We start from the raw sequence: 24,978 nt of genomic DNA on the forward strand, positions 1-24,978 counted from the left end.
GCCTTGGTTATCGTTTCCGCCTTGGTTATCGTTTCCGCCTTGGTTATTGTTTCCGCCTTGGTTATCTAACGGTTTAATGCTACCTTTATCAAATGCAAATTGAATGTCATAAAAATGGTGATAATTCATTGAATCGATATCTACTTTTACTTTTGCATTTAACTTTTTAGATACATCGTCTACTTCTACTTCCACTACGCGTGTATCAGCTTTTTTATCTTCACTTAATACACTCGCATCAACGAACGAACCATTTTTCTCAAATTCAAACTTTGTAATCCATGCACTATTCGTTAATGTGAATGATACATATTTTTTACCATCTTTCACCTTTAACACGCCCGGACTCTTCGTATACGTGTTCATCATTGAAATTTCTTCTGATTGATCTTTTAAAGCTTTGAAATTGATGCTGTATTCACCGTCTTTAATTGTTTCAACATTCGGCTTCTCTACTTCTGGTTTCTCTACCTCTGGCTTTTTATCACCGTCTGGTTGCTTTTCTTCGTTCTTAATTGGCTCAAGTTTATCTTGTTCAAATAAAAGTTGTACATCATGTGTTTGCTTATAGTTTCTTGATGCCATTTCGATAAATACTTTTGTATTTAATTTTTTTGATAAATCGTCCACTTCAAACTCTACTACTCTTGTATCTTTTTCTTTATCTTCACTCACTACTTTTGCATCAGCAAATGCGCCATCTTTTTCCGTTTGGAAATTTTTAATTAATGAGCTACTTGTTAGTGTTACAATTGCCTTTTTCTTACCGTTTTCTACTTTTAATACTCCTGGATTTACCATGTAATTATTCATCTTAGATTCTTCATCTGTCTTATCTTTTAACACTTTAAATGGAATACTATAATTCCCATCGTTAATTGTGTTAGAATTGGGTTGTTGATCTGGGTCAGGCTTTTGGTCGGGCTTCTGACTTGGATCCGGTTTTTCATTTGGATCTGGCTTATTTGCTGGATCCTCTTTTTCATTTGGTTTTTCTACATGAATCGGTGTAATACTATTTTGATCAAATGCAATACGCACATCATAGTCATGATGATAATTTAAAAAGTCTATGTCTACTTTTACTTTCGCATTTAATACTTTCTCTACATCGTCCACTTCAAATTCTACTACTCGTGTATCTTTTTCTTTATCTTCACTACTTACATTTGTCGCAACAAACTGGCCACTTTTTTCTGTTTCAAACTTCGTAATCCATGAACTATGTTCTAACGTAAAGGATACCTTCTTCTTCCCATCCTTCACTTTTAAAGTTCCTGGACTTACAGAGTATTGATTCATCATAGATTCTTCATCTGATGTATCCTTAAGAACTTTGAAACCGATTGAATATTCACCGTCAGCTAGTTGGCTTGCTGCTTGAACTGCAAGAGGTTGTAATGTTGATACGAATGTAAATATCATTAAACACATCGCAACAACAATTTTAAGATATCTATTCAATGGAATAACGCTCCTTTATTTAGTTTTGACGTACTTTACGAATTAAGAAAACACCTGAAATAAGAATTAACACTGCAAATAATCCGATGCGTGCTTCATCGCCTGTTTTTGGGTTATCTGTTTTTTCAGCTTTTCCACTTTCATTTGTTCCTTTGCTTGCCTCTTTATTTGCTTCTTTACTCTCTTCTTTCTTCACTTCTTCTTTTACTTGTGTATCTGTTTTTGTTTGATCATTATTCTTTGTTACAGTAGTTGCTTTATTTTCTCCACCTAACGCTTTTACATTTGCATCAAATGCAAAGCGAATTGTGTAGTTATGGTCATAATTTACGTTAGGTACAACAACATGAATTTTTACAGCTGCTGGTTTAGATAAATCGTCTATTTTAAACTCTACAGTTCTTTTATCTGCAGATTCATCTTTACTAACAACTTTTGCATCAACAAAGTTTCCGTTCTCTGGTGCTTTAAATTCTGTAATCCAAGCACTATGATTCATAGGAATTTGTACTCTCATCTCACCATTTTTCACAATTAACTTAGCTGGTTTTTCAAAATAATCATTTGCCATTGAAGCTGAATCATTTTCTGCTTTTTGTATGACATAGTTAATATCGTAAGTACCGTCAGCTACATTTGCCGAAGCTTGTCCAAATGGCACTACGAAAAAAGCTAGCATACATACGAATGTCATAATAAAAGCGGGTAATACAGAAATCTTTCTCATTTGGCTTACTTCCTCCTTGTTTATCTTTCATCCATACTTTTTGAAAATGATAATTATTCTCAATATATAAGAAAAAATAATAATCCTCTATCATTATTTAATTGTAATTTATTTATGTAATATAGATATTATTGATTATCATTCTCACTAAGTGTTAAAAATAATATCCCTCCCTATTCCTTATAAAGAGCGATTTACATTTTAACATAAGTCCCTATTTCTTTTGATGATTATCATTCTCAATGAAGGTCAAAAAAATAAAACTAACCATTCTCCTACTCTATCACCTCTATCTACAAAATGATATCGTTATAGAAAACCTTATACCTTTCACTCCTCACTTTCCTTCTAATATTTCCACAACTAAGTCAATCTTAGCCTAATGCTAATTTTTTTGTCAACTATATTACGTATGAAATTTTTAATATCTAAATTTCCCTATATGCAATTTTTCCTACAAAAAAAGAGACTTTCTTTCATAGAAAGCCTCTTTTCACTATTTTTCTACAGCAACTTCTTGCTTTTGAAATAAAGAAACTACATATCCAATTGCAATTCCAATGATACCCGGAACTAGCCAACCAATCCCTACACTATATAGTGGAATTTTATCTAAGATAGGAGCAAGGGCCGCTACTTGAAGATTTGCATTATGCAATCCATCAAAGAAGCTAATTGCAAATGCTCCTACAATACCGCCTACATACATAGCTAATGGAAGACGAATATAGTTTTCAACAAGTGATAATACAATCAGTACGATACCAATTGGGTAAATTGCAATTAAAATCGGTAATGCTAATGCGTTTAACTGAGTTAACCCAAGGTTTGCTACCATAAATGCTAATACACAGAAGATGAAAACAACCTTTTGATAAGAAAGCTTTGGTAATAAGGAAGAAAAATATTCCCCACAAGCTGCAACAATACCTACAGAAGTTGTTAAACATGCCGCTGTAATTGCGATCCCTAATAATAAAGTTCCGTAACTACCAAATAAATGATTTACAACGTTTGTTAAAATAATTCCTCCGTTTGCTCCCATTCCAAGAGACACACTAGAAGCTCCCAGATAAGCAAGTGCTAAATAAACAAGTAGTAAACCGAGCGCTGCAATAAATCCTGCAAAGATTGTTACTTTTGCAATGCTGTTCTTATTTGTAACGCCTTTTGCTTTTAAAGCATTAATAACAACATTTCCAAAAACAAGTGCTGCAAGTCCATCTAAAGTTAAATATCCATCAATAAAACCTTTAAAGAGCGGAGCATTATACGCTTCTGTCGGTGCACCAAATTCTCCAATTGGTGTAATAATTGCTTTACCTACGATAATTGCTATAACAGCTAACAAAATTGGAGTTAATACTTTACCTATGCGGCCCACTAATTTCGATGGGTTTAAAGCTAAATAGAAAGTTACTGCAAAGAAAATGAATGTAAAGATAACAAGTGGATACGATTGACCAGCTATATCACTTGGTAAAAATGGTGCAACACTCATTTCATAAGCAACTGTTCCTGTACGCGGAACACTTACGAATACGCCTAAACATAAATAAATTGCAGTGATAAAAACAAGTGCGAATACAGGGTGTACACGTCCCGCTAGCTCATTAATATCTCCCTTTAGAGCTATAACAATTACCCCTAATAAAGGTAATCCAACACCTGTTACGATAAAGCCAAATAACGCGATCCATACGTCTGTTCCAGCACCTTGCCCTAAAGCTGGCGGGAAAATCATATTACCTGCACCGAAAAATAGTGCAAACAACATTAAACTTATTGCAAACATCTCAGAAAACTTTAAAGATGATTTCATTTCTACTAACCTCCTACATATTTTTAGATTGACAAAATATTCTGAATTAAAGACCGTCACATATCCTCTTTCAAGCATACTTCCCCGTAAAAGAACGCAAAAAACACCCGTCCCTAACAAAGGGACGAGTGTTGAAATCGTGGTTCCACCCTTATTCTAATAAAATGAATTTATAACAAAATAAGCTCATTTTATAGCTCGTGTAAATTGATAACGGTTTTATCCGCCAAGAATTACAATGCATCATGCAGTTCACTCTTGAAGTTTAGAGGTGGTAAGTTTGTCTTTCCGTATTAGGAAGCTCACAGCCTAGGCTTCCCTCTCTGAGAATCGTCAAAAACAACTCATGTCCTCATCATTACTTTTATAAAATATCTTGTCGAAACTTGTTGTTTTTTATTATATGGGCTATTTTTTAAAAAATCAATAGTTTTATTTTTTCTGACAAAAAAATATAGGGAGAAAATTTCCCCTCCCTATATTTGCCCTATTAATATTTCTAATTCCTCAGCTGTAATGTTACGCCATTTTCCCACTTCTAAATCATCTAGCTCTATATTCATAATACGAACCCGCTTTAGCTTTGTTACAGTAAACCCGAAAGCACGGCTCATTCTACGAATTTGTCTGTTCATTCCTTGCGTTAAAACGATGCGAAATGTAGATTGATCCACTCTCGTCACTTTACAAGGCTTCGTCATTCCATCTTTAATCTTTACACCGCTGGACATCTCATCAATAAACCAATCTGTAAACGGCTTATCAACCGTAACGATGTATTCTTTCTCGTGCTCATGATCACCGTGTAAAATTTGATTTGCAATCGCACCGTCATTCGTTAATAAGATTAGTCCTTCCGACGCTTTATCTAATCGCCCAACAGGAAAGATACGCTCTGGGTAATTGATATAATCAATAATATTATCTTCAATATGATCGGCTGCTGTACAAGTAATTCCGATTGGTTTATGAAAGGCAATATACACCTTTTCCTTCTCTTCTTTTGCAATAACCTGTCCATCAATCGTTACCACATCACCATCGCTCACGAGTGCACCGTGCGTACATATTTCGCCGTTAATAGCCACGCGTCCTGCTTTAATGAGACGGTCTGTTTCGCGTCTTGAACAGGATTTTGCTTCGCTTATGTATTGGTTGATTTTCATAGCTTATTCCTTTTCCTATATATTAAAAGCGTCAATCTATGGCAATATCACTCTGCCACGATTGACGCTCTTTTACTTCGCAAAAACAACTAAATAAATAACCCCAATTACCAAAAATATTCCGCAACAAGCTAACAATACTTTTGCAAGTTTGTCCATAAACATATAATGGTTCCCCTTTGTTTCGTTGTTTGCTATTTTAATTCGACAACTGTTACGCCTAGGCCTCCCTCGCCCATGTCACCGTAGCGGTAGTTTTTCACACCGCGGTGTTTCTTCAAGTAATCTTGTACACCTTGGCGAAGCGCTCCTGTTCCTTTACCGTGAATAATTGATACGCGAGGATAGCTTGCAAGCTGTGCATCGTCTAAATATTTTTCAACGCGCATCATTGCATCTTCATAACGTTCACCGCGAAGATCGAGCTCTAACGAAACGTGATAATCTCTACCCTTCACACTTGCGACTGCTTTTTTCTCAGTTTGCTTCGGTGTATTAATGTATTCCATATTGGATTCTTTCACTTTCATCTTCAGAATACCAATTTGTACGCTCCACTCTGTATCACTTACCTTTTCAAGCAATTGACCTTTTTGACCAAACGTTAACACTTTTACTTCATCACCTGCGCGTAATTGTTGTTTTGGCGCTGTGTTTTTCACGTTTACTTTTTGTTTCTTCACAAGCTCTGGCGCCGCACCTTCTAGACGGCTCTTCGCTTCAATAAGCTCATGGTCTTTCACGTTTATAAGCTGTGCTTTACGCAATTGACGAAGTTCTTGAATAATGCCTTCTGCCTCTTTCTTTGCAGCTTCGACTTTTTCTTCCCCTTCTTTTTGCGCTTTTAATAATTTTTCATCGCGCTCATCATTAAATTCAATAATTTGACGCTGTAATTCGCGATGCAGTTTTTCAGATTGCTTGCGAAGTGCTTCTGCTTCGTTCCAGTCACGCTCTGCATTCTTTTGACTTTCTTCTAACTTCGCAATCATATTTTCAATTTTGTTTGTATCTGTACTAATGTGGTTACGAGCTTGATCAATCACGCGATCAGATAGTCCAAGGCGCTTCGAAATTTCAAAGGCATTACTACGTCCTGGTACACCGATTAATAATTTATACGTTGGGCTTAATGTGTTCACGTCGAACTCAACGCTCGCATTAATAACTTTCTCACGGTTATATCCGTATGCTTTTAATTCTGGGTAATGCGTCGTAGCAACAACGCGAGCACCACGATTACATACTTCATCTAAAATTGAAATTGCTAATGCAGCCCCTTCTTGCGGATCTGTTCCAGCACCTAATTCATCGAATAAAACTAAGCTTTCAAAATCAGCTTTTTCTAAAATATCAACAATGTTCACCATATGTGAGGAGAACGTACTTAAACTTTGTTCAATCGATTGCTCATCACCGATATCGGCAAAGATATTTTTAAATACACAAATCTCTGATTCATCCATTACTGGAATGTGAAGGCCAGATTGCGCCATTAGCACACAAATACCAACTGTTTTCAGCGTAACTGTTTTACCACCTGTATTTGGTCCTGTAATAACAATTGTCGTGAAATCTTTCCCTAACATAATGTTATTTGGCACGATAATTTCTGGATCAATAAGCGGATGACGTGCTTGTCTTAAATCCATATAACGCTCGTTATTTACGATTGGTTTCGTTGCTTTTATACGCTTCCCATAAAAAGCTTTCGCAAAAATAAAGTCAAGATTCGCAACTACTTCTACGTTAGATAAAACGATATCCGCTTCTACTGCCACTTCTTCTGTTAACATCAATAAGATGCGTTCGATTTCTTGTTTTTCTTTCACTCGTGCTTCTTGAAGCGCGTTATTTAACTCTACAATGACTTGTGGTTCAATAAATAACGTTTGCCCAGAAGCTGATTGATCGTGAACAATACCGCCATATACACCGCGGTATTCTTGTTTTACCGGGATTACGTAACGTTCGTTACGAATCGTTACAATCGCGTCAGACAGCATCTTTTGCGCGTTGGAAGAACGCGTCATATTTTCTAACTTTTCACGAATACGACTTTCCGCAGTACGAATTTGAGTACGAATACCACGCAGTTTATCACTTGCGCTATCGACTACTTCACCGCCATCACCGATACAATTTGTAATTTTCTTTTCTAAATCATATAAAGATACAATTTGAGCGACATGAGTTTCTAAAATTGGAAGCTCGACACCATTATCAACCATATCTTCAATGAAACGTTTCATATTGCGACTACCATACATCGTATTGGCAATATCAAGTAGTTCATTCGGGCTTAACATACTTCCAATCTTTGCACGCTTCACATTTGAGCGAATATCCGTAATACCACCTAATGGTGCACTACCTTTTAAACGAATGACTTTCGCTGCTTCATCTGTTGTATCTTGCATTTCTACAATTTCTTCAAAATCAGTGCTTGGCACTAAATGCTTCACTTTGTCACGGCCAAGTGAAGAGGCTGTATGTTCAAATAATTGTTCTTTTACTTTATTGTATTCTAATACACGCAACGTTCTTTCTAACATGTTGCAGGTCCCCCTTGTGTTACTTATTACGTTTAATATAGTCTAATAAACGTTCGATATTCCACGTGTTAATCACGTTATCTTTTTGAATCCAACCTTTACGTGCTGCTGCTACACCTGTTTCCATATCTTCTAACATTTCAAGCGTATGAGCATCCGTATTAATCGCTACTTTTACACCAGCATCTTGTGCTTGTTTTAATAATTTCGCGCTTAAATCTAGACGGTTCGGATTCGCATTTAATTCTAAAACTGTATTTGTTTCTTTTGCGAGCTCGATTAATAAATCTGTATCCACATCATAGCCCTCGCGGCGTCCAAGAAGACGTCCTGTCGGATGAGCAATCATTGTGACATGCTTATTCTCCAGCGCAGCACGAAGACGTTTCATAATCGTTTCACGGTCTTGTGAGAAGCTAGAGTGAATCGCTCCAATGACATAATCTAATTCTGCTAATACTTCATCGTCAAAATCAAGTGTTGCATCCGGTAAAATATCCATTTCAATTCCGCGTAAAATTGTAATGTCTGGATACTTTTCGTTCATACGTTCAATTTCTTTCGCTTGTTCACGAAGGCGCTCTTTCGTTAAACCGTTCGCTACTTTCAAGTATTGTGAGTGATCAGTAATCGCCATAAACTTATATCCACGAGCACGGCACGCTTGTACCATCTCTTCAATGGAAAAAGCACCATCACTCCATGTTGTATGCATATGTAAATCACCTTGTATGTCAGAGAACTGAATTAAGTTTGGATACTCTTTAATTAATTCAATTTCTTTTCCATCTTCACGCACTTCTGGTGGGATAAATGGAAGACCGAAATGAGCGAAGAACTCCTCTTCTGTTTCAAATGTTCTCACTTCACCTGTTTCTAAGTTTTCTACACCGTACTCACTAATTTTCTCGCCTCTATCTTTCGCGATTTGGCGCATTTTTACGTTATGATCTTTTGATCCTGTGAAATGGTGAAGGGTTGTAATAAATTCTTCTGGTTTTACTAAACGGAAATCGATTGAAATATCATATTCATATTGAAGACGAACAGAAACTTTTGTATCTCCACTTGCGATTACTTCAATCATATTATCAAATTGCAGTAAATGCTCACGTACTGCAGCTGGTTCTGTCGTTGCAATGATAAAGTCTAAATCTTTCACTGTTTCACGAACACGGCGCAAACTACCAGCACGAGAGAAACGAATTACTTCAGCAATATTCGACAATTTCTCCTCTATTTCCCCGGCAATAGGTAATACCATTGCGATTGGTAAACGCTCTGGACGAGAGCCTACTTGATCGATTGCTTCTAATATTTTCTCTTCTGTCTTCTTACCGAAACCTGCTAAAGCTTGTACTTTATTTTCCTCACAAACCGCTTTTAGCGATTCCATATCAACAACACCAAGTTCTTTATATAACTTAGCTACCTTTTTACCACCAAGGCCTGGTAATTTTAATAACGGTAATAAGCTACTTGGCACTTCTTTTTCAAGCTCTTGTAATACTTCAGATGTTCCCGATTCTATATATTCTTGAATAACTGCTGCTGTTCCTTTTCCAATGCCCGGAATCTTCGTGAAATCTTCAATCTCAGAAAGACTACGATCATCACTTTCTAATGCTGCCGCCGCCTTACGAAATGCAGATATTTTAAATGGATTCGCGCCCTTTAGTTCCATAAAAAGCCCAATTGTCTCTAGTAATTTAATAACTTGTTTTTTATTTACTTTCATCATTACCCCGCCTTTCTTTCATAGAAAAAAACTCCTCTTTCCGAAAAAAGAGAAGTTATACTCTGCTACCTGTCTGCCATAGTTCCTTCACCTTTTCAGAAAGAATCGGTGTATCGTCTACAATTATTTTGCTAATTGATGATTTTTGTAATGGTGTTTGTATTTGTTCAATCGGAAGAATGTTTCCAACGATAATTAAAACAAACAAAATAATATATACTTCTAAAAATCCGAGGATTGCCCCCGCAAACGCATTGACTTGCTTTAAAACCGGTATTTCTGCAAACATATTTAACAAATTACCAAGTAATGAAAGTGCAATTTTTGTAATAATAAACAATATGATAAACGCAAGTGCTTGATAAAATACTGTTTCAATATTATTTGCATCAATCCATTCTGGAACAGATACGTTTTTATCAAATGGATACGGAATAAATTTCGCAAGTGCTGGCGCTAAATCTTTACAGTACCAGTATGCAACAAGGTATGCGATAATAAAGCTTGTTAACTTTACAAGTTGCAGAATAAACCCTCTGCGTAAGCCGAGGAAAAATCCCATAACAAGCAGTAAAATGATAATAATATCAATCATGTTATTCCATTCCTTTTTTTGTCATACTTTCTTTCAATTTCTCATGTTCTTCTTTTAATTTTATGTAATCGTGTATGACGTTTACTGCCGTCAATACCGCTAGTCTACTCGTGTCAAGCGAAGGATTCTTGGCATTGAGTTCGCGCATTTTATCATCCACAATCGCTGCTACCATGCGGATATGACTTGTACTTTCATCGCCAACAACTGAATATTGTTGACCATAGATTTCTACATTAATTCGACTTTTCTTTCCCTTTTGTTGTGACAACTCACCGGCCTCCAATCACGTACAGAATCCTAAAGTTTATCATACCATGAACCATCATATTATGGAAACAGAAAGAACAATCCGATATGATAAAAATAACAATATAAAAAAAGGAGCGACCATCTTGTCAAATTCTATCGTAATACAAACAAGTTCTACAGTAATTGAAGACATGAAACAACAATACAAACAAGCGCTTAGTCCAAAAACCCCACAAGGCGGGATCTTCATGGCAAAGGTGCCATCTTGCACGATTACAGCTTATAAATCTGGAAAAGTAATGTTCCAAGGTGGCCGTGCTGAAGCAGAAGCTTCTCGTTGGCAAACTGTCTCTCAAACACCGAAAACAGCTGTAAAAAAATCTGTAGATTCACACCGTTATGCACCCCCTGCTTCCATCGGTACAATGTCTATCGTAGGGTCAGATGAAGTTGGTACTGGTGATTTCTTCGGACCGATGACAGTAGTTGCTGTATATGTGGATGCGGAGCAAATCCCACTGTTAAAAGAACTTGGTGTAAAAGACTCTAAAAACTTAAATGACGATCAAATTACTGCCATTGCAAAACAACTTCTACACGTTGTTCCTTACAGCTCTCTTGTCCTTCATAATGAAAAATATAACGAGCTATTTGATAAAGGAAACAACCAAGGTAAGTTAAAAGCTTTACTGCATAATAAAGCTATTACAAACTTATTAGCTAAAATTGCACCTACAAAACCTGAAGGCGTCTTAATCGATCAATTCACACAACCTGATACATACTACAAATATTTAGCAAAACAAAAACAGGTACAGCGTGAAAATGTTTACTTCGCGACGAAAGGCGAAAGCGTACACTTAGCAGTAGCCGCTGCCTCCATTTTAGCTCGTTACTCATTCGTAAAACAGTTTGATGAACTAAGCAAAAAAGCCGGTATGCCACTTCCAAAAGGTGCTGGTAAACAAGTTGATATTGCAGCTGCTAAATTAATTCAAAAGCTTGGTAAAGAACGATTACCTGAGTTTGTGAAAATGCATTTCGCTAATAAGGAGAAGGCGTTTCGCTTATTAAAATAGTATCGACAAAAACAGGAGGCTACAAACTCCTGTTTTTTTGTTTCCCCTACTACTATCCTTATAATTTTGTTACAATTAAAATATACAGATTATTCTAACATAGGAGGAGATTCCCATTGCTACTTCTACAAATGATTCTAAATATTTTACTAGGCGATCCACACGAAAGACAGTTTGAAATTAGAGAAAACATTCAGCTACTAAGTGAACAACGAGAGTTCAACGATTTAATAGAGCGTTATGGCCGTTCTTTCTTATTAAACTTTCGGATTCGAAGATTTATCGGGAAACACGATGCCCGCTTGTTAATACATAATCCAGCAAAACTACAGTACTTCTGTGAGGAACTTGAATCTATGATTAGAAAAAAAGGATTGTTTACATAAGGAGATATTTCATATGAACGCTGTAAAAGTTAAAAAGGTATTATATGTTTTCGTACACCTCGTGGGCCCACTTTCTTACCTCACTATTTCTACCATTTGGGGAGCTTTTTTCACTACTAAATCTACATTCGAAAATATATCTGATAATCTTGGTGTGATGGCTATCTATTACGTGCTTATGAGTTTACTGTGGTTTTTCTATTTAGATCGATTAGACAAAGATGTAGATAAAATTACAAAAGAAATTAATGATAATAAGGTGTAATACATATAAAAAAAGGAGAGCCGCCAAGACTCTCCTTTTTTATGTTAACTTCTTTTCTGCTTCTTATTTGATGAAGATACTTTATGAGAACCTGTTTCATGTGCCGTCGTTCCTTGTCCTTCTATTTCTGGAGAACCAAGGTTTGATCTTGAATGATCTTTTTTCACTTTTTTACTCATTTATATTCACCCCTTCGTGTTACTTTTTGCTACGAGGTAATAAACTATGCAAAATAAAAAGCGAGAGGAAATCCTCTCGCTTTTTTCATATTTTAGAATTCAGAAGAACCTGGAGTTCTTGGGAATGGAATTACGTCACGGATGTTAGCCATGCCAGTGATGTACATTAGGAAGCGCTCGAAACCTAGACCGAATCCAGCGTGTTTTGTACCGCCGTATTTTCTAAGTTCTAAGTACCACCAGTAGTCCTCTTCGTTCATACCTAATTCTTTAATTCTGTCTACTAAAACGTCCATTCTTTCTTCACGTTGGCTTCCGCCGATTAATTCGCCGATGCCAGGAACTAGAAGGTCAGTAGCAGCTACTGTTTTTCCATCTTCATTCATACGCATGTAGAACGCTTTAATGTCTTTTGGATAGTCAGTTACGAATACAGGGCGTTTGAAAATTTCTTCTGATAAGTATCTTTCGTGCTCTGTTTGTAAGTCAATACCCCATTCTACTGGATATTTGAAGTCAACACCTGACTCTTGAAGCACTTTAATTGCTTCTGTATATGTGATACGACCGAAGTCAGAGTTGATTACGTTGTTCATGCGCTCAAGAACTGTTTTATCAACGAAGCTGTTGAAGAATTCCATTTCTTCTGGTGCATGCTCTAGTACGTATTTCATTGCATATTTCAGCATATCTTCTGTAAGATCCATTACGTCGCCTAATTCAGCGAATGCAATCTCCGGCTCAACCATCCAGAACTCAGCTGCATGACGAGTTGTGTTAGAGTTTTCTGCACGGAATGTAGGTCCGAATGTGTATACGTCACGGAATGCTAATGCATAAGCTTCAGCGTTCAGCTGTCCACTTACTGTTAAGTTTGTTTCTTTGCCGAAGAAGTCTTTTGATTCATCAACTTGTCCGTCTTCACCTTTTGGTACGTTGTTTAAATCTTGCGTTGTTACGCGGAACATTTCGCCTGCACCTTCTGTATCACTACCAGTGATGATTGGTGTATGAACATGTACGAATCCACGCTCTTGGAAGAACTGATGAATCGCAAATGCTGCGACAGAACGTACACGGAACGTTGCAGAGAATGCATTTGTTCTTGGACGTAAGTGAGCGATTGTACGTAAGTATTCAAACGTGTGACGTTTCTTTTGAAGTGGGTAATCAGAATCTGATAAGCCCTCGATATCAATTTTTTCTGCTTTAATTTCAAATGGTTGCTTCGCTCCAGGCGTTGCAATTACTGTACCTTCTACTTTAACTGAAGAGCTAAGTGGAAGTTTTGCAATTTCTTTGAAGTTTTCTAACTCTGTATCGAAAACGATTTGAACGCTTTTAAAGAAGCTACCGTCGTTTAATTCGATGAAACCAAATGCTTTTGAATCACGTAAGTTACGAATCCACCCTGATACTTGTACTGTTTGACCTGCGTATTTATCTGTATCTCTATACAGACTTTTTACTAATGTGTTTTCCATAGTGAAATTCTCCTTTGCACATATATTTAAATACAAAAAAACCTTTCATCCATAAAGGGACGAAAGGTTAAACTTCGCGGTACCACCCAATTTGTCATAAAGACCAACTTTAACTCGTATGTAATACATACTTCCCGGTTTGTAACAGGCCGGATTCCCGTCTAAGTCTACTCTTGAATACAAGATTCAATTTCGGTTAGCAACTCCAAGGTGTTCTTCACATATACCGCCTCATCAGGCTCTCACCGTCCCTGACTCGCTTTGGATTATAGTATATACTACTTTTCCTTATCATCGTCTTTCATTTTGTTAAACTAAAATTAATGTACTACATTCGAGAGAAAGATGCAAGATACCAAAAAATATATCAGCGATTTTTGTAATATATCGATTTTCCGACAATCGTGCCATAAAAAAATTGCCGGGCTTAATCCGGCAATTTCTCATTACTTACGTAACTCCGCACCAAACTTCTCTTCTACCGTTGTTAATACACGGTTATGTGCTTCTGTTACTTCTTCGTCTGTTAACGTACGTTCTGCATCGAAGTATGTCATAGAGAATGCAAGTGATTTCTTGCCTTCTTCCATTTTTTCACCTTCGTATAAGTCAAATAGCGTTACGTCTTTCAGAAGTTCTCCGCCAGCTTCAGCAATAACTTGCTTCATTTCACCAGCTTTTGTTTCTTTCGTTACGACAACAGCCATATCACGTGTCATAGATGGGAAACGTGGAATTGCTGTGTAGTAAGTTTCTTCTGCGTCTGCACCAAATACTTTTACAAGAGATAATTCGAATACGAATGTATTTTTCACATCTAATTGTTTTTCTGCTTCTGGGTGCAATTGACCGATGAAACCAATTACTTCGCCATCTAATACGATGTCAGCTGTACGACCTGGGTGCATCCCTTCACGTTTTGCTGGTGCATAAGTGATTTGGTTTGCAACGCCAAGTACGTCGAATAATCCTTCTAGTACACCTTTCACAACGAAGAAGTCTACTACTTTCTTCTCACCTTGCCATGCATGGTGAAGAGCAAGTCCTGTCATAACACCGGCAAGATGTTGTTCTTCTTTCGGAAGTTCTCCTGCTTCTGTTGGTAAGAAGACAGAACCTACTTCGTATAAAGCAACACTATCGTTTTTACGTGCCACATTATATGAAACAGCTTCTAGTAATTGCGGTACTAAGCTTAAACGAAGTTGGCTACGCTCTTCACTCATTGGAAGTGCAAGATTTACAGGAGCTTTTTCATTTGGCTCGACCATATATTGCTTCGCTTTATCAGCGCTTGTTAATGAATATGTGATCGCTTCATATAAACCAGCACCCTCTAGGAAGCGACGTACTTTACGACGTTTCGTTTGTGCTGATGTTAATTTACCACGAGTCATTGTTCCAGAAGGTAATGTAACTGGAATGTGGTCATAACCGTATAGACGACCCACTTCTTCTACTAAGTCTTCTGAAATTGTAATATCAGGACGACGTGCTGGAACATTCACATGGAATGTTCCTTCTACTTCTGTGAATGGGAATTTCAAGTTTGTGAACATTGTACCCATTTCACTTGCAGAAATATTTGTACCTAATACACGGTTTACTTTTTCAGCAGTAACAGATACTGTACGCTCTTGTACTTGTAAGTTGTCAGCTTCTACTACACCTTCAAGTGCTTCTCCGCCAGCGTATTTCGCCATTAAAGCAGCTGCGTGTTGAATTGCTTCAAATGTACGTGTTGGATCGATTCCTTTTTCAAAACGTGCGCTTGATTCACTGCGAAGACCTAAGTCTTTTGATGTACGGCGCACTGTTTGACCTGCAAAGTATGCAGATTCAATTAAAACGTTTACTGTCTCATTTGTAACTTCAGAATCCGCTCCGCCCATTACACCAGCAACAGCTAAAGCTTTTGTTCCGTTTGTAATTACAAGGTGGTGGCTTTGTAACGTACGCTCTTGATCATCTAACGTTTCAATTTTTTCGCCTTCTTTTGCAAGACGAACAACGATTTCTTTTGAACCTAATTTATCGTAATCGAATGCATGTAACGGTTGACCGTATTCCATTAAAATGTAGTTTGTAATATCCACTACATTGCTAATTGGACGAATGCCAGCTGCCATAAGGCGCGTTTGCATCCACATTGGTGATGGACCAATCTTTACGTTCTTCACCATTTTTGCAATATATAATGGGTTTTCTTCTTTCGCTTCTACACTTACAGAAATGTAATCAGAAGTTTTTTCTGCTGTTTCTTGTAAGCTGATAGCTGGAAGTTTTACTTCACGGCCATAAATAGCAGCGACTTCATATGCAACACCTAACATGTTTAAGCAATCTGCACGGTTTGGTGTTAAACCAAGCTCAAGTACTTCATCATGTAAGTTTAAAATTTCAAGTGCGTCTGCACCAACTTCAGCGTCACTTGGGAAGATGAAGATACCGTCTGCATATTCTTTTGAAACTAACTTTCCATCAATACCAAGCTCTTGAAGCGCACAAACCATACCGTGAGAAGCTTCACCACGTAGTTTTGCTTTTTTAATTTTGAAGTTGCCAGGAAGTACAGCACCAACTTTTGCAACTGGTACTTTTAAACCTTTTGCAATGTTAGCAGCTCCACAAATAATTTGAACTGGCTCTTCTTCACCGATATCGATTAAACATTTGCTTAATTTATCAGCTTCTGGGTGTTTTTCACATTCTAATACGTGACCAACTACAACACCTTTTACACCTTTATTTAATAATTCAACACCTTCTACTTCAATACCACTTTTCGTGATTTTGTCTGCTAGTTCTTGTGCTGTTACATCTTTAATATCTACATACTCTTGTAACCAACGATATGATACGAACATACTTATCCTCTCCTTCCCTTACGCTCGTTTGAATTGTTGTAAGAAACGTACATCATTTGTATAGAAATGACGAATGTCATCTACGCCGTATTTCAACATTGCGATACGCTCTGCGCCCATACCGAATGCGAAACCTTGATATTCTTTTGAATCATAACCAGCCATTTCAAGTACGTTCGGATGAACCATACCTGCGCCTAAAATTTCGATCCAGCCAGTTCCTTTACAAGTGCCGCAACCTTTGCCGTGACACATCATACAAGAAATATCCATCTCTACAGATGGCTCTGTGAATGGGAAGAAACTTGGACGAAGACGGATTTCACGATCTTCACCGAACATCTTTTTCACGAATACTTGCAGTGTACCTTTTAAGTCACTCATGCGAATGTTTTTATCAATTACAAGACCTTCAATTTGCATGAATTGGTGTGAATGCGTCGCATCATCGTCATCGCGGCGATACACTTTACCAGGACAAATAATTTTAATTGGGCCTTTTTCTTTATTATTTTCCATCGTACGTGCTTGCACAGAAGATGTATGTGTACGTAGTAACGTTTCTTCTGTAATGTAGAATGTATCTTGCATATCACGCGCTGGGTGATCTTTCGGTAAGTTTAATGCTTCGAAGTTGTAGTAGTCTTTTTCTACTTCTGTTCCTTCAGCTACTTCATACCCCATACCGATGAATACATCTTCAATTTGCTCAACAACAGCTGTTAACGGATGGTGACAACCTGTTTCAACAGGACGGCCTGGTAGTGTAACATCAATTGTTTCCGTAGCTAATTTCGCTTCAATTACTGCTTTTTCTAAGTTTCCAATTTTGTCTTCTAAACGCGTTTGAATCGCTTCACGTACTTCATTTACTAATGCTCCCATACGTGGACGCTCTTCTGCTGATAATTTTCCCATGCCGCGTAATACTTCTGTAATTGGACCTTTTTTTCCTAGATACGCTACGCGTACGTCGTTTAAGCCCTTTAGCTCTTTCGCTTCTTCAATAAGCTCTAACGCTTTTTGCTTTAGCTCTTTTAAACGTGCTTCCATTTGGAACCCTCCTAATTTTAAAAATAAAAAAACCTCGCTCCCAAAAAGGGACGAGGTAAATTCGCGGTACCACCCTAAATTGACAGACCAGGTCTGCCCACTCATTAGTTATAACGATCAATTCTGACCGGAACGCCTTTACATATATATGGTCCTGGCGTCAACTCCAGAGGTGAATTCACTTCCGTCTACCATAAGAATGCTTTCAGTCTAAGGCATTCTCTCCCTATATGGCGATTTTGTAAGTTACTCTTCTCTATCAACGTTTTTCGTTATTTAACTTTTAATATAATATACTTCAACTTATTATAAGAAGTTTTTTATTTGTTCGCAACTGGGCTTTGTAAATAATACGTTAAAATCCCTGCTGCAACCGCAACATTTAATGATTCTGCCCCGCCGTAAATCGGAATATACAAGTTTTGATCCGTTTTTGCAAGAATTTCTTGGCTTACGCCGCTTCCTTCATTTCCTACAATTAATGCAAAACCACCAGCTGGTGTTACTTCACCATACGGAACTCCATTTTCAAGAGCTGTTCCATATACAGGAACGTTATTTTCTCTTAACTTGTCTACCCACTCTTCTAAGTTCCCTTTTACAACTGGTAAATGGAAAATAGAACCTTGTGTAGAGCGAAGCACTTTACTATTATATGCATCAACGCATCCTTCTCCAAGCACAACAGCATGAATACCAGCTGCATCAGCTGTACGAATAATTGTCCCTAAGTTGCCCGGGTCTTGAAGACCATCTAATAAAAGAAACTTTCCATCTGCAAGAGCTACTTCACTCTCGTGTTTCTCACAAACAGCAAATACCCCTTGCGTCGTTTCTGTTTCATGGAGTACTTTTACGATTGCTTCAGGTACGATATACATTTCCACATCATTAACTGTCCAATCTTTCGGAAGATCTGTCTGATCAGAAACGATAAGTTCTGTTACAACTCCTGCTTTTAAAGCTTCTTCCACTAAGTGGAATCCTTCTACAAAAAATAAACCTTTTTTATCGCGCTCTTTTTTCGTCTGCAGCTTTTTCCACTGCTTCACACGCGGATTTTGCACTGAATCAATGTTTTTCATAATATGTATTTCCCTCTCTTCTTGTCTTATCATTATAGCCTATTTTTCATACATATTTACATAAAAAAGAACAAAAACTAACGTCAGTTTCAATTCTGAAGAAGAGGTGAAAATAATGAGTTTTAATTTACGCGGTGCTGTATTAGCGAATGTATCTGGAAATTCACAAGATCAATTACAAGAAACGATTGTCGATGCAATTCAAAGCGGTGAAGAAAAAATGCTTCCAGGTCTTGGCGTTTTATTCGAAGTCATTTGGAAAAATGCTGATGAAAATGAAAAACACGAAATGTTAGGAACACTAGAGCAAGGATTAAAAAAATAAACAATAAAAGGTCACCTTAGAAAAAAACTAAGGTGACCTTTTATGTCTATAAAATTTTTCTTCGCCTAAACATTTCTACTTTACTAACGCTACACAGATGGAGTACAATATTCAAAATACATTTAAACCGATCGATTTTCTTTATAGACACCATTAGATAAAAGGAGTGAATGTTTTATGCAACGTATTACGCTTGAACAAGTTTTTAAACATCACATTACACAAAAATATGTAAACCGTTCTGGAATGGTCCACGCGATTGCTGTCGCTTACCATGCGTTTCACTTAGCGAAAAAGCATCATGCCTCAGTCGATGCTGCAACAAAAGCTGGTTTCCTTCATGATATCGGACATCACACATGGTACAGCGAGGGAGAATGGGATTATGACTTGTATAAAAAGAATGATATACATGCGATTAAAGGAGCAGAAAGAGCTCATAAATTGCTTATTAGATTAGGAGAACATCCGAAACTAGCAAAAGAAATTTCTATCGCGATTCTTCTTCATACAGATTCTTTCTTAGTACAGCAAGAAATTGAAAGAACATCTCTTCAAAACATTATTAAATGGGCAGACGAAGCAGATGAAGAACCGGGCGGAGCGCACCATTATAGAACGATTTCTTATGAAAAAGCATTAAAAGCTATTCAACAGTTAGACCGATTGGTAGAACGTGAATTGCAAATAGAGCAATCAAAATCGAATAACAAGGCAGAACATAGTTATCAATGAGAAAGAGGCATCACTATAGGGTGATACCTCTTTTATTATTTTATGGAAAATACACCTTTATATGTAATATTTAAATATTACATATAAAAACAAAATACCTTATAATTAAATATACAAATATAAAGAGGTGATTTTACAAATGCAACCCGCTACACAACTTTCTAATGAACAGAAATACTCTATGTCATGGGGACAATTTATTAGCTCCGTTTTATTCGCTTTTTTCGGAACCGGACTTATTACTGTGTTCCTCGCAATGCCCTTAACAATTTATACAGCCGGTCTTACAGATAAAAAACAAATTGCCCTGTATGAATCTATTGCAAATACTGTAAGTATCGTATTACAACTAGCCGTGTTGTTATTCTTCATTTTTAAATTCGAACCCGCAAAAAAATTACTACTAAAATCTTTTAACTTTAAAGCACTTAAAGAATGGCGTACATACGTATACTTACTTCTTTTCTTCGCTACAAATATTTTACTCAATTACATCTTGTTAAATTATATGTTCCAAGACGCAACAAAGCAGCAATCTTCCGCACTTAACTTAGACGTTTTCAAGCAGTATCAAATATTATTACTTCTCGGCTTCGCAATACTTACACCAATTTTTGAAGAGCTGATTTTCCGTGGTTTTATACTCCGCTTCTTCTCAGAACGCTTTCCATTTTGGATTGCAGCTATCGTAACAAGTTTCTTCTTCGGTATCGCTCATACATACTCACTTGGCGTAATGGTAATTACTTTCTTCATGGGATTATTAATGGCTATTTTATGTAAAAAAACAAAATCCATTATTCCAGCTATGTTATTTCATATTATAAATAATATGTTGGCATTCTTGAGTTAGAAAGAGGTATCATCGCGATACCTTTTTTATTAATTCGTATCATTACTTCTCATTTCTATCAATTTATACATATTTATTAATAATATCCAAAATAAACCTCATGTAGTAAAATATAACTGATTACTATAGAAGGAGACTATATATGTTGAGCTTACTTTGGGTTGTTTATATGCCACTTCTTGTTTTATGCGGATTGTTCGGTGGTATTTTTTTAATTGTTACTAGCATGAAACATCGTAAATTATTTGTTGGTTTAATGGGGCTACTTAGCTTCTCCTTTGTCACACTACCTTTTGTTTTTTGGGGCATGGGAGTGGATAGCAATGCAATCCTCCCTATTTCAACAACTTTATATTGGATACTGTTTTCTTTAACTGGATTATTAGCAGGGATAAGTGGAGTCCAAACCAAAATTAAAAGTATACGTAATATGGGATTCATTATTTTCATCGCTGGTATATTAGGGGTTATCTTCTGGTTACTCATGACTGTAGGTGATTCATACTATATATAATATTTTTTAGAAACCCATAAATCGGAGGTAATACAAAAGTGTTCGGAATATTAACTTGGATGATTTTCGCTCTTACTTTGATGTTATGCGACTTCATCGTTGGCATTTTTTTAATTATTGCTGGTATTAAATGTCGTAAATCACTTACTATTATGGCTGGTTTCATTAGCATATCGCTTATTGTTGTTCCTATCATTTGTATAGGTTATGGAATAGATTTAGAGGGGATTGTTCCAATTTCGGGAACTTTATATTGGTGTTTCTTCTCTTTGGCTGGACTATTAGCTATTATAAGCGGAAGACAAATATCCAGTATTCGTGCTATGGGAATGGTTTTATTTATAACAGGGCTGTGCTCCGTAACTGGTTATCATTTTTTATATTTAACTCTTTAAACAGACAAAAAAGCAGGGAAATTAATTCCCTGCTTTTCTATTTGGTTTATTGCCTGATGGTAAGAAGAACGATAATACCCAAGCAATCCCTGCGAGTATCGTCGCAATTAAGAAGGCATCGTTAATACCGTTAATTGCAGATAACTTCGAAATTTGTCCAAATAATAGTTGCGTGCTCATCGCATCTCCTGCTTGCGCTGATCCAGCGATCGCTGCTAAACTTTGCCCCATGCCGTGTACTTTATCAACTAAGATTGGGTTTGACGTTGTTAACATGTTGCCGTAATCTGCTACGTGAGCAGTCGTTTGCTGCGTCATAAGTGTGATTAAAATCGCTGTTCCAATTGAACCAGCTACTTGTCTTGACGTATTTTGCGTTGCTGTACCGTGAGAAATTAATTTCATCGGCAGTGCGTTCATACCTGCTGTCATAATTGGCATCATAATGAATGACATACCAATCGAACGTATAATATAATCCGTCATAATAACGCTATACGGTGTATCCATCGATAACGTTGTGAATTCATATGTCGCAAACGTTGTAATGGCTAAACCGACAATTGCTAACGGACGAATACCATACTTATCAAATAGTTTACCTGCAATAGGTCCCATGATCCCCATAATTAATGATCCTGGAAGTAGTAATAAACCTGATTCTATCGGTGTGAAACCGCGAATGTTTTGCAGATATACCGGAAGTAATAACATACCTCCGAATAATGCCATCGTAACAATTGCATTAATTACTAAAGTAAAAGTAAATACTGGGTATTTAAACACTTGTAAATCAAGCATTTTGTTGTCCGTTGTTAGCTCTCTCCAAATAAATACCGCAATACCTACTACACCAATGATAAGTGAAATAACAACCTCTGCACTAGTCCAACTATTATTTCCTGCTTCACTAAATCCGTACAATAAGCTACCTAGTCCAATACTTGAACTAACAACACCGAATACATCTAACTTCGTTTTAGATACCGGCTGAGCTAGTGTAAAGAATTTTAAAGATAGGAATGTAATAATTAAACCGATAATAAACATCGCATAGAACATTAAGTTCCAGCTATAGTTTTCAATCACCCAGCCCGTTACAGTTGGTCCGATAGCTGGTGCTAAAATCATCGCTACACCTAGTAATCCCATCGCTGCTCCGCGCTTATGAGGCGGGAATAATGTCATGAAAATATTCATACCAACCGGCATTAAAATACCTGCACCCACCGCCTGAATAACGCGGCCCGTCATCATCATTGTAAAGTTTCCTGAAATAGCACAAATGATAGATCCTACCGTGAAGAATAACATTGCCGCTACGAATAATTTACGATACGTAAATCGTGAAACTAAAAAGGCACTAATCGGTACTAAAATACCATTTACAAGCATGAAACCTGTAATTAACCATTGTGCTGTTGAAGTTGATACGTTAAATTCGTTCATTAACGGAGGCAATGCAACGTTAATAATTGTTTGGTTTAAAATAGAAACGAACATGCCGAGAATTAATACAGCTACAACTGCTTTTACGTTCACATTTTCTACAGGCGTAGACATTTGTTTTTTCGGCGCTTCTTTTTCTTGTTTTACTTCTTCTTGCTTTCCTGTTTCTAACTCAACTACATTAGAAATTTCTGCTTCTTGCTTTCGTTCAATTTCTTTCTCTTCTGTTTCTACCTTACTTACTTCTATTTTATTTACGGCTGGGACTTGTTCTTCTCCCACGTTCGTTTTTTTCTTTCGTAAAAGACGATTTACAAGGAAGAAGACGATTATACAAAATAGTGCATATCCTGCAATTGCAATTGAGGACATCTCATCTCCCCCTTACTTATGAATACGAACTGACACATTCATTCCAGGAACAATATTTACTGATTTACTATGATCTAAAGAAATTTTAACTGGTACTACTTGTGTTACTTTCGTATAGTTCGCTGTTGCGTTGCTTGATGGTAACATAGAGAATGTATTCGCTGTTGTTAATCCAACTTGCTCTACTTTTCCTGATAAAGTTGTATCTGGGTATGCATCTACATACACATCTACATCTTGACCTTTTTGTACATCGTCAACATCTGTTTCTTCAATGTTTGCTGTTACCCATAAATTGTTCATATCAAATGCATAAGCAATTGGGCTACCTGCTCCAACGAAAGCATTTGTTGTTGCATTTGATTGCACAATTGTTGCATTTTGTGGAATTGTTACATCTACTGTTTGTTCTCCATTTGCTGCCGCTACAGTAACAGCACCTAATTTATCATTTTCATTGTAATTCTTTCCTACTTCAGCTTTCCAGTCAGTTAATTTACCTGCTACTGGTGATGCAATCGGAATTACCTTTCCATCAATTTTTGCATTTTCTGTTTTTAAATAATTTTCCGCTTGATTGTAATAGTAATAACCGCCAATACCGCCGCCAACTAGTACAATTAATGTGATAATGTTGATAATCACCATTCTTCGAAACTGATTCATTGCATTCCTCTCCTTATATCGCATATAATTTTTTTCTAAACTATTTACGTCCTTATTGTTTAGAGTGTTTAATTGTTAATTATATTAACTTTTAAACAAAAAAATCACACCATCTGCGGTGTAAATTGAAATTTATCTACCTGCGAGCGGTGCTGATTTCTGAAGGACTATCGTTTATAATTATAAATAATTATTTTGAATCTACAACCGACAATTTAAGTATGAAATGTCGCTTAAACAACAATATAATACCTATATGTTGTTTAAGTATAGAAAATTAAACGAGGGGAAGTAAAAATGTCTATTAAAAATACAAATGATCCACGTGTAAAGCGGACGAGACAACTCATACAGGATGCTTTTGTCGCTTTAGTAGGCGAAAAAGGATTTGATGATGTAACTGTTCAACATATTGCAGAACGTGCTCCTGTAAATCGCGCTACGTTTTATAGCCATTACCATGATAAATATGACCTATTAGACAAAAGCATTGAAGAAATGTTAGAGAAATTAACAGAAGTTATTAAGCCGAAAAATAGAAATAAAGAAGATTTTCAACTTACATTTGATTCACCACATCCGACATTTTTGGCTTTGTTCGAACATATTGCAGAAAATGTGAACTTCTATAACGTTATGCTTGGTGATAAAGCCGCTGGAAACTACTCTTATAAAATGATGAAAACAATACAAACACATTTAACATTAAGCCTGTCTATTTCACAGCCAGATGATAAAGATCTTATGGTTCCTCGTGATATTTTAATTAGTTATGTGACAGGAGCTCATATCGGGATGATTATGTCATGGTTAAAAAGAGGGATGATTTATACCCCGCATTTTATGGCTATGCAATTAACTCGTTTAATCATTTTAGGAGCTCATACTGCTGCAGGATTAGAACGACCTTTTTAAAACATAAAAAAGCGAAGGAAAATCTCCTTCGCTTTTT

24 protein-coding genes and 3 other annotated features are annotated in these 24,978 nt (G+C 36.6%); of the genes, 9 read left to right on the forward strand and 15 right to left on the reverse strand.

The window, feature by feature from the left end; all coding sequences use genetic code 11:
• The 8 genes from CER22_RS17575 to zapA all read right to left on the reverse strand — a co-directional run.
• On the reverse strand, positions 1 to 1,464 hold a 1,464-nt coding region (locus CER22_RS17575), incomplete at its 3' end, for an NEAT domain-containing protein (protein WP_179211923.1).
• Positions 1,465 to 1,483: 19 nt separating this feature from the next.
• Positions 1,484 to 2,191 (reverse strand): heme uptake protein IsdC, encoded by a 708-nt coding sequence (gene isdC, locus CER22_RS17580; protein ID WP_088609273.1) that lies wholly within the window; start codon positions 2,189 to 2,191, stop codon positions 1,484 to 1,486.
• 496 nt (positions 2,192 to 2,687) lie between these two features.
• Positions 2,688 to 4,013 carry a branched-chain amino acid transport system II carrier protein BrnQ6 gene (gene brnQ6, locus CER22_RS17585; protein ID WP_088609274.1) on the reverse strand — a complete coding sequence of 442 codons (1,326 nt, stop codon included), beginning with the start codon at positions 4,011 to 4,013 and terminating at the stop codon, positions 2,688 to 2,690.
• A 117-nt stretch (positions 4,014 to 4,130) separates the two neighbouring features.
• Positions 4,131 to 4,381 (reverse strand) — a binding site (T-box leader).
• A 108-nt stretch (positions 4,382 to 4,489) separates the two neighbouring features.
• Positions 4,490 to 5,179 (reverse strand): 23S rRNA pseudouridine(2604) synthase RluF, encoded by a 690-nt coding sequence (locus CER22_RS17590; protein WP_088609275.1) that lies wholly within the window; start codon positions 5,177 to 5,179, stop codon positions 4,490 to 4,492.
• A gap of 194 nt (positions 5,180 to 5,373) precedes the next feature.
• On the reverse strand, positions 5,374 to 7,734 hold the full coding sequence (locus CER22_RS17600) for an endonuclease MutS2 (RefSeq protein WP_088609276.1): 2,361 nt from the start codon (positions 7,732 to 7,734) through the stop codon (positions 5,374 to 5,376).
• Positions 7,735 to 7,753: 19 nt separating this feature from the next.
• Positions 7,754 to 9,472 (reverse strand): DNA polymerase/3'-5' exonuclease PolX, encoded by a 1,719-nt coding sequence (gene polX / locus CER22_RS17605; protein WP_088064537.1) that lies wholly within the window; start codon positions 9,470 to 9,472, stop codon positions 7,754 to 7,756.
• Positions 9,473 to 9,527: 55 nt separating this feature from the next.
• Complete coding sequence (locus CER22_RS17610) at positions 9,528 to 10,067, reverse strand: CvpA family protein (RefSeq protein WP_000565411.1); 540 nt, start codon at positions 10,065 to 10,067, stop codon at positions 9,528 to 9,530.
• 1 nt (position 10,068) lies between these two features.
• Entirely contained in the window at positions 10,069 to 10,338 is a 270-nt protein-coding gene (gene zapA / locus CER22_RS17615) for a cell division protein ZapA (protein ID WP_000082701.1), read from the reverse strand.
• Positions 10,339 to 10,462: 124 nt separating this feature from the next.
• Here zapA and rnhC point away from each other — a divergent pair, with 124 nt between their 5' ends.
• The 3 genes from rnhC to CER22_RS17630 all read left to right on the forward strand — a co-directional run bounded on the left by rnhC (position 10,463) and on the right by CER22_RS17630 (position 12,049).
• Positions 10,463 to 11,398 carry a ribonuclease HIII gene (rnhC, locus tag CER22_RS17620; RefSeq protein ID WP_088064538.1) on the forward strand — a complete coding sequence of 312 codons (936 nt, stop codon included), beginning with the start codon at positions 10,463 to 10,465 and terminating at the stop codon, positions 11,396 to 11,398.
• 116 nt (positions 11,399 to 11,514) lie between these two features.
• Positions 11,515 to 11,784 (forward strand): hypothetical protein, encoded by a 270-nt coding sequence (locus CER22_RS17625; RefSeq protein WP_088064539.1) that lies wholly within the window; start codon positions 11,515 to 11,517, stop codon positions 11,782 to 11,784.
• Between the two features lie 13 nt (positions 11,785 to 11,797).
• The gene (locus CER22_RS17630; protein ID WP_088609277.1) at positions 11,798 to 12,049 is read left to right on the forward strand and encodes a hypothetical protein; all 252 of its coding nucleotides are present in this window, start codon (positions 11,798 to 11,800) and stop codon (positions 12,047 to 12,049) included.
• A 44-nt stretch (positions 12,050 to 12,093) separates the two neighbouring features.
• Here CER22_RS17630 and CER22_RS17635 read toward each other — a convergent pair whose 3' ends face one another.
• The 5 genes from CER22_RS17635 to CER22_RS17655 all read right to left on the reverse strand — a co-directional run bounded on the left by CER22_RS17635 (position 12,094) and on the right by CER22_RS17655 (position 18,750).
• A complete protein-coding gene (locus tag CER22_RS17635; protein ID WP_088609278.1) occupies positions 12,094 to 12,228 on the reverse strand; it encodes a YuzL family protein in 135 nt (44 codons plus the stop codon).
• Positions 12,229 to 12,320: 92 nt separating this feature from the next.
• A complete protein-coding gene (gene asnS, locus CER22_RS17640) occupies positions 12,321 to 13,712 on the reverse strand; it encodes an asparagine--tRNA ligase (RefSeq protein ID WP_088609279.1) in 1,392 nt (463 codons plus the stop codon).
• 52 nt (positions 13,713 to 13,764) lie between these two features.
• Positions 13,765 to 14,016, reverse strand: a binding site (T-box leader).
• 142 nt (positions 14,017 to 14,158) lie between these two features.
• A complete protein-coding gene (gene pheT / locus CER22_RS17645; RefSeq protein ID WP_088609280.1) occupies positions 14,159 to 16,579 on the reverse strand; it encodes a phenylalanine--tRNA ligase subunit beta in 2,421 nt (806 codons plus the stop codon).
• Between the two features lie 18 nt (positions 16,580 to 16,597).
• On the reverse strand, positions 16,598 to 17,632 hold the full coding sequence (pheS, locus tag CER22_RS17650) for a phenylalanine--tRNA ligase subunit alpha (RefSeq protein ID WP_000388220.1): 1,035 nt from the start codon (positions 17,630 to 17,632) through the stop codon (positions 16,598 to 16,600).
• 43 nt (positions 17,633 to 17,675) lie between these two features.
• Positions 17,676 to 17,904: a binding site (T-box leader), on the reverse strand.
• Between the two features lie 48 nt (positions 17,905 to 17,952).
• Positions 17,953 to 18,750, reverse strand: a complete 798-nt coding sequence (locus CER22_RS17655) for a TrmH family RNA methyltransferase (protein WP_142293505.1) — start codon at positions 18,748 to 18,750, stop codon at positions 17,953 to 17,955.
• A gap of 82 nt (positions 18,751 to 18,832) precedes the next feature.
• Here CER22_RS17655 and sspI point away from each other — a divergent pair, with 82 nt between their 5' ends.
• The 5 genes from sspI (at position 18,833) to CER22_RS17680 (ending at position 21,539) form a co-directional block, all read left to right on the forward strand.
• Positions 18,833 to 19,042, forward strand: coding sequence for a small acid-soluble spore protein SspI (sspI, locus tag CER22_RS17660; RefSeq protein WP_000009511.1), 210 nt, complete (start codon positions 18,833 to 18,835; stop codon positions 19,040 to 19,042).
• Between the two features lie 177 nt (positions 19,043 to 19,219).
• Entirely contained in the window at positions 19,220 to 19,777 is a 558-nt protein-coding gene (locus tag CER22_RS17665; protein WP_001189002.1) for an HD domain-containing protein, read from the forward strand.
• Positions 19,778 to 19,916: 139 nt separating this feature from the next.
• On the forward strand, positions 19,917 to 20,630 hold the full coding sequence (locus CER22_RS17670) for a CPBP family intramembrane glutamic endopeptidase (RefSeq protein WP_088609282.1): 714 nt from the start codon (positions 19,917 to 19,919) through the stop codon (positions 20,628 to 20,630).
• 142 nt (positions 20,631 to 20,772) lie between these two features.
• Complete coding sequence (locus tag CER22_RS17675) at positions 20,773 to 21,144, forward strand: DNA-binding protein (protein WP_088064544.1); 372 nt, start codon at positions 20,773 to 20,775, stop codon at positions 21,142 to 21,144.
• 38 nt (positions 21,145 to 21,182) lie between these two features.
• The gene (locus tag CER22_RS17680) at positions 21,183 to 21,539 is read left to right on the forward strand and encodes an ammonia permease (RefSeq protein WP_088609283.1); all 357 of its coding nucleotides are present in this window, start codon (positions 21,183 to 21,185) and stop codon (positions 21,537 to 21,539) included.
• 21 nt (positions 21,540 to 21,560) lie between these two features.
• On the opposite strand, the gene CER22_RS17685 is transcribed toward CER22_RS17680, so the two are convergent.
• The gene (locus CER22_RS17685; RefSeq protein ID WP_087985376.1) at positions 21,561 to 23,360 is read right to left on the reverse strand and encodes a DHA2 family efflux MFS transporter permease subunit; all 1,800 of its coding nucleotides are present in this window, start codon (positions 23,358 to 23,360) and stop codon (positions 21,561 to 21,563) included.
• 12 nt (positions 23,361 to 23,372) lie between these two features.
• Positions 23,373 to 24,026 (reverse strand): HlyD family secretion protein, encoded by a 654-nt coding sequence (locus tag CER22_RS17690; RefSeq protein WP_001071411.1) that lies wholly within the window; start codon positions 24,024 to 24,026, stop codon positions 23,373 to 23,375.
• 297 nt (positions 24,027 to 24,323) lie between these two features.
• Here CER22_RS17690 and CER22_RS17695 point away from each other — a divergent pair, with 297 nt between their 5' ends.
• On the forward strand, positions 24,324 to 24,941 hold the full coding sequence (locus tag CER22_RS17695) for a TetR/AcrR family transcriptional regulator (protein WP_048544339.1): 618 nt from the start codon (positions 24,324 to 24,326) through the stop codon (positions 24,939 to 24,941).
• Positions 24,942 to 24,978 lie beyond the last annotated feature (37 nt).

Source organism: Bacillus sp. K2I17, assembly GCF_002209985.1.
Taxonomy (GTDB): domain Bacteria; phylum Bacillota; class Bacilli; order Bacillales; family Bacillaceae_G; genus Bacillus_A; species Bacillus_A wiedmannii.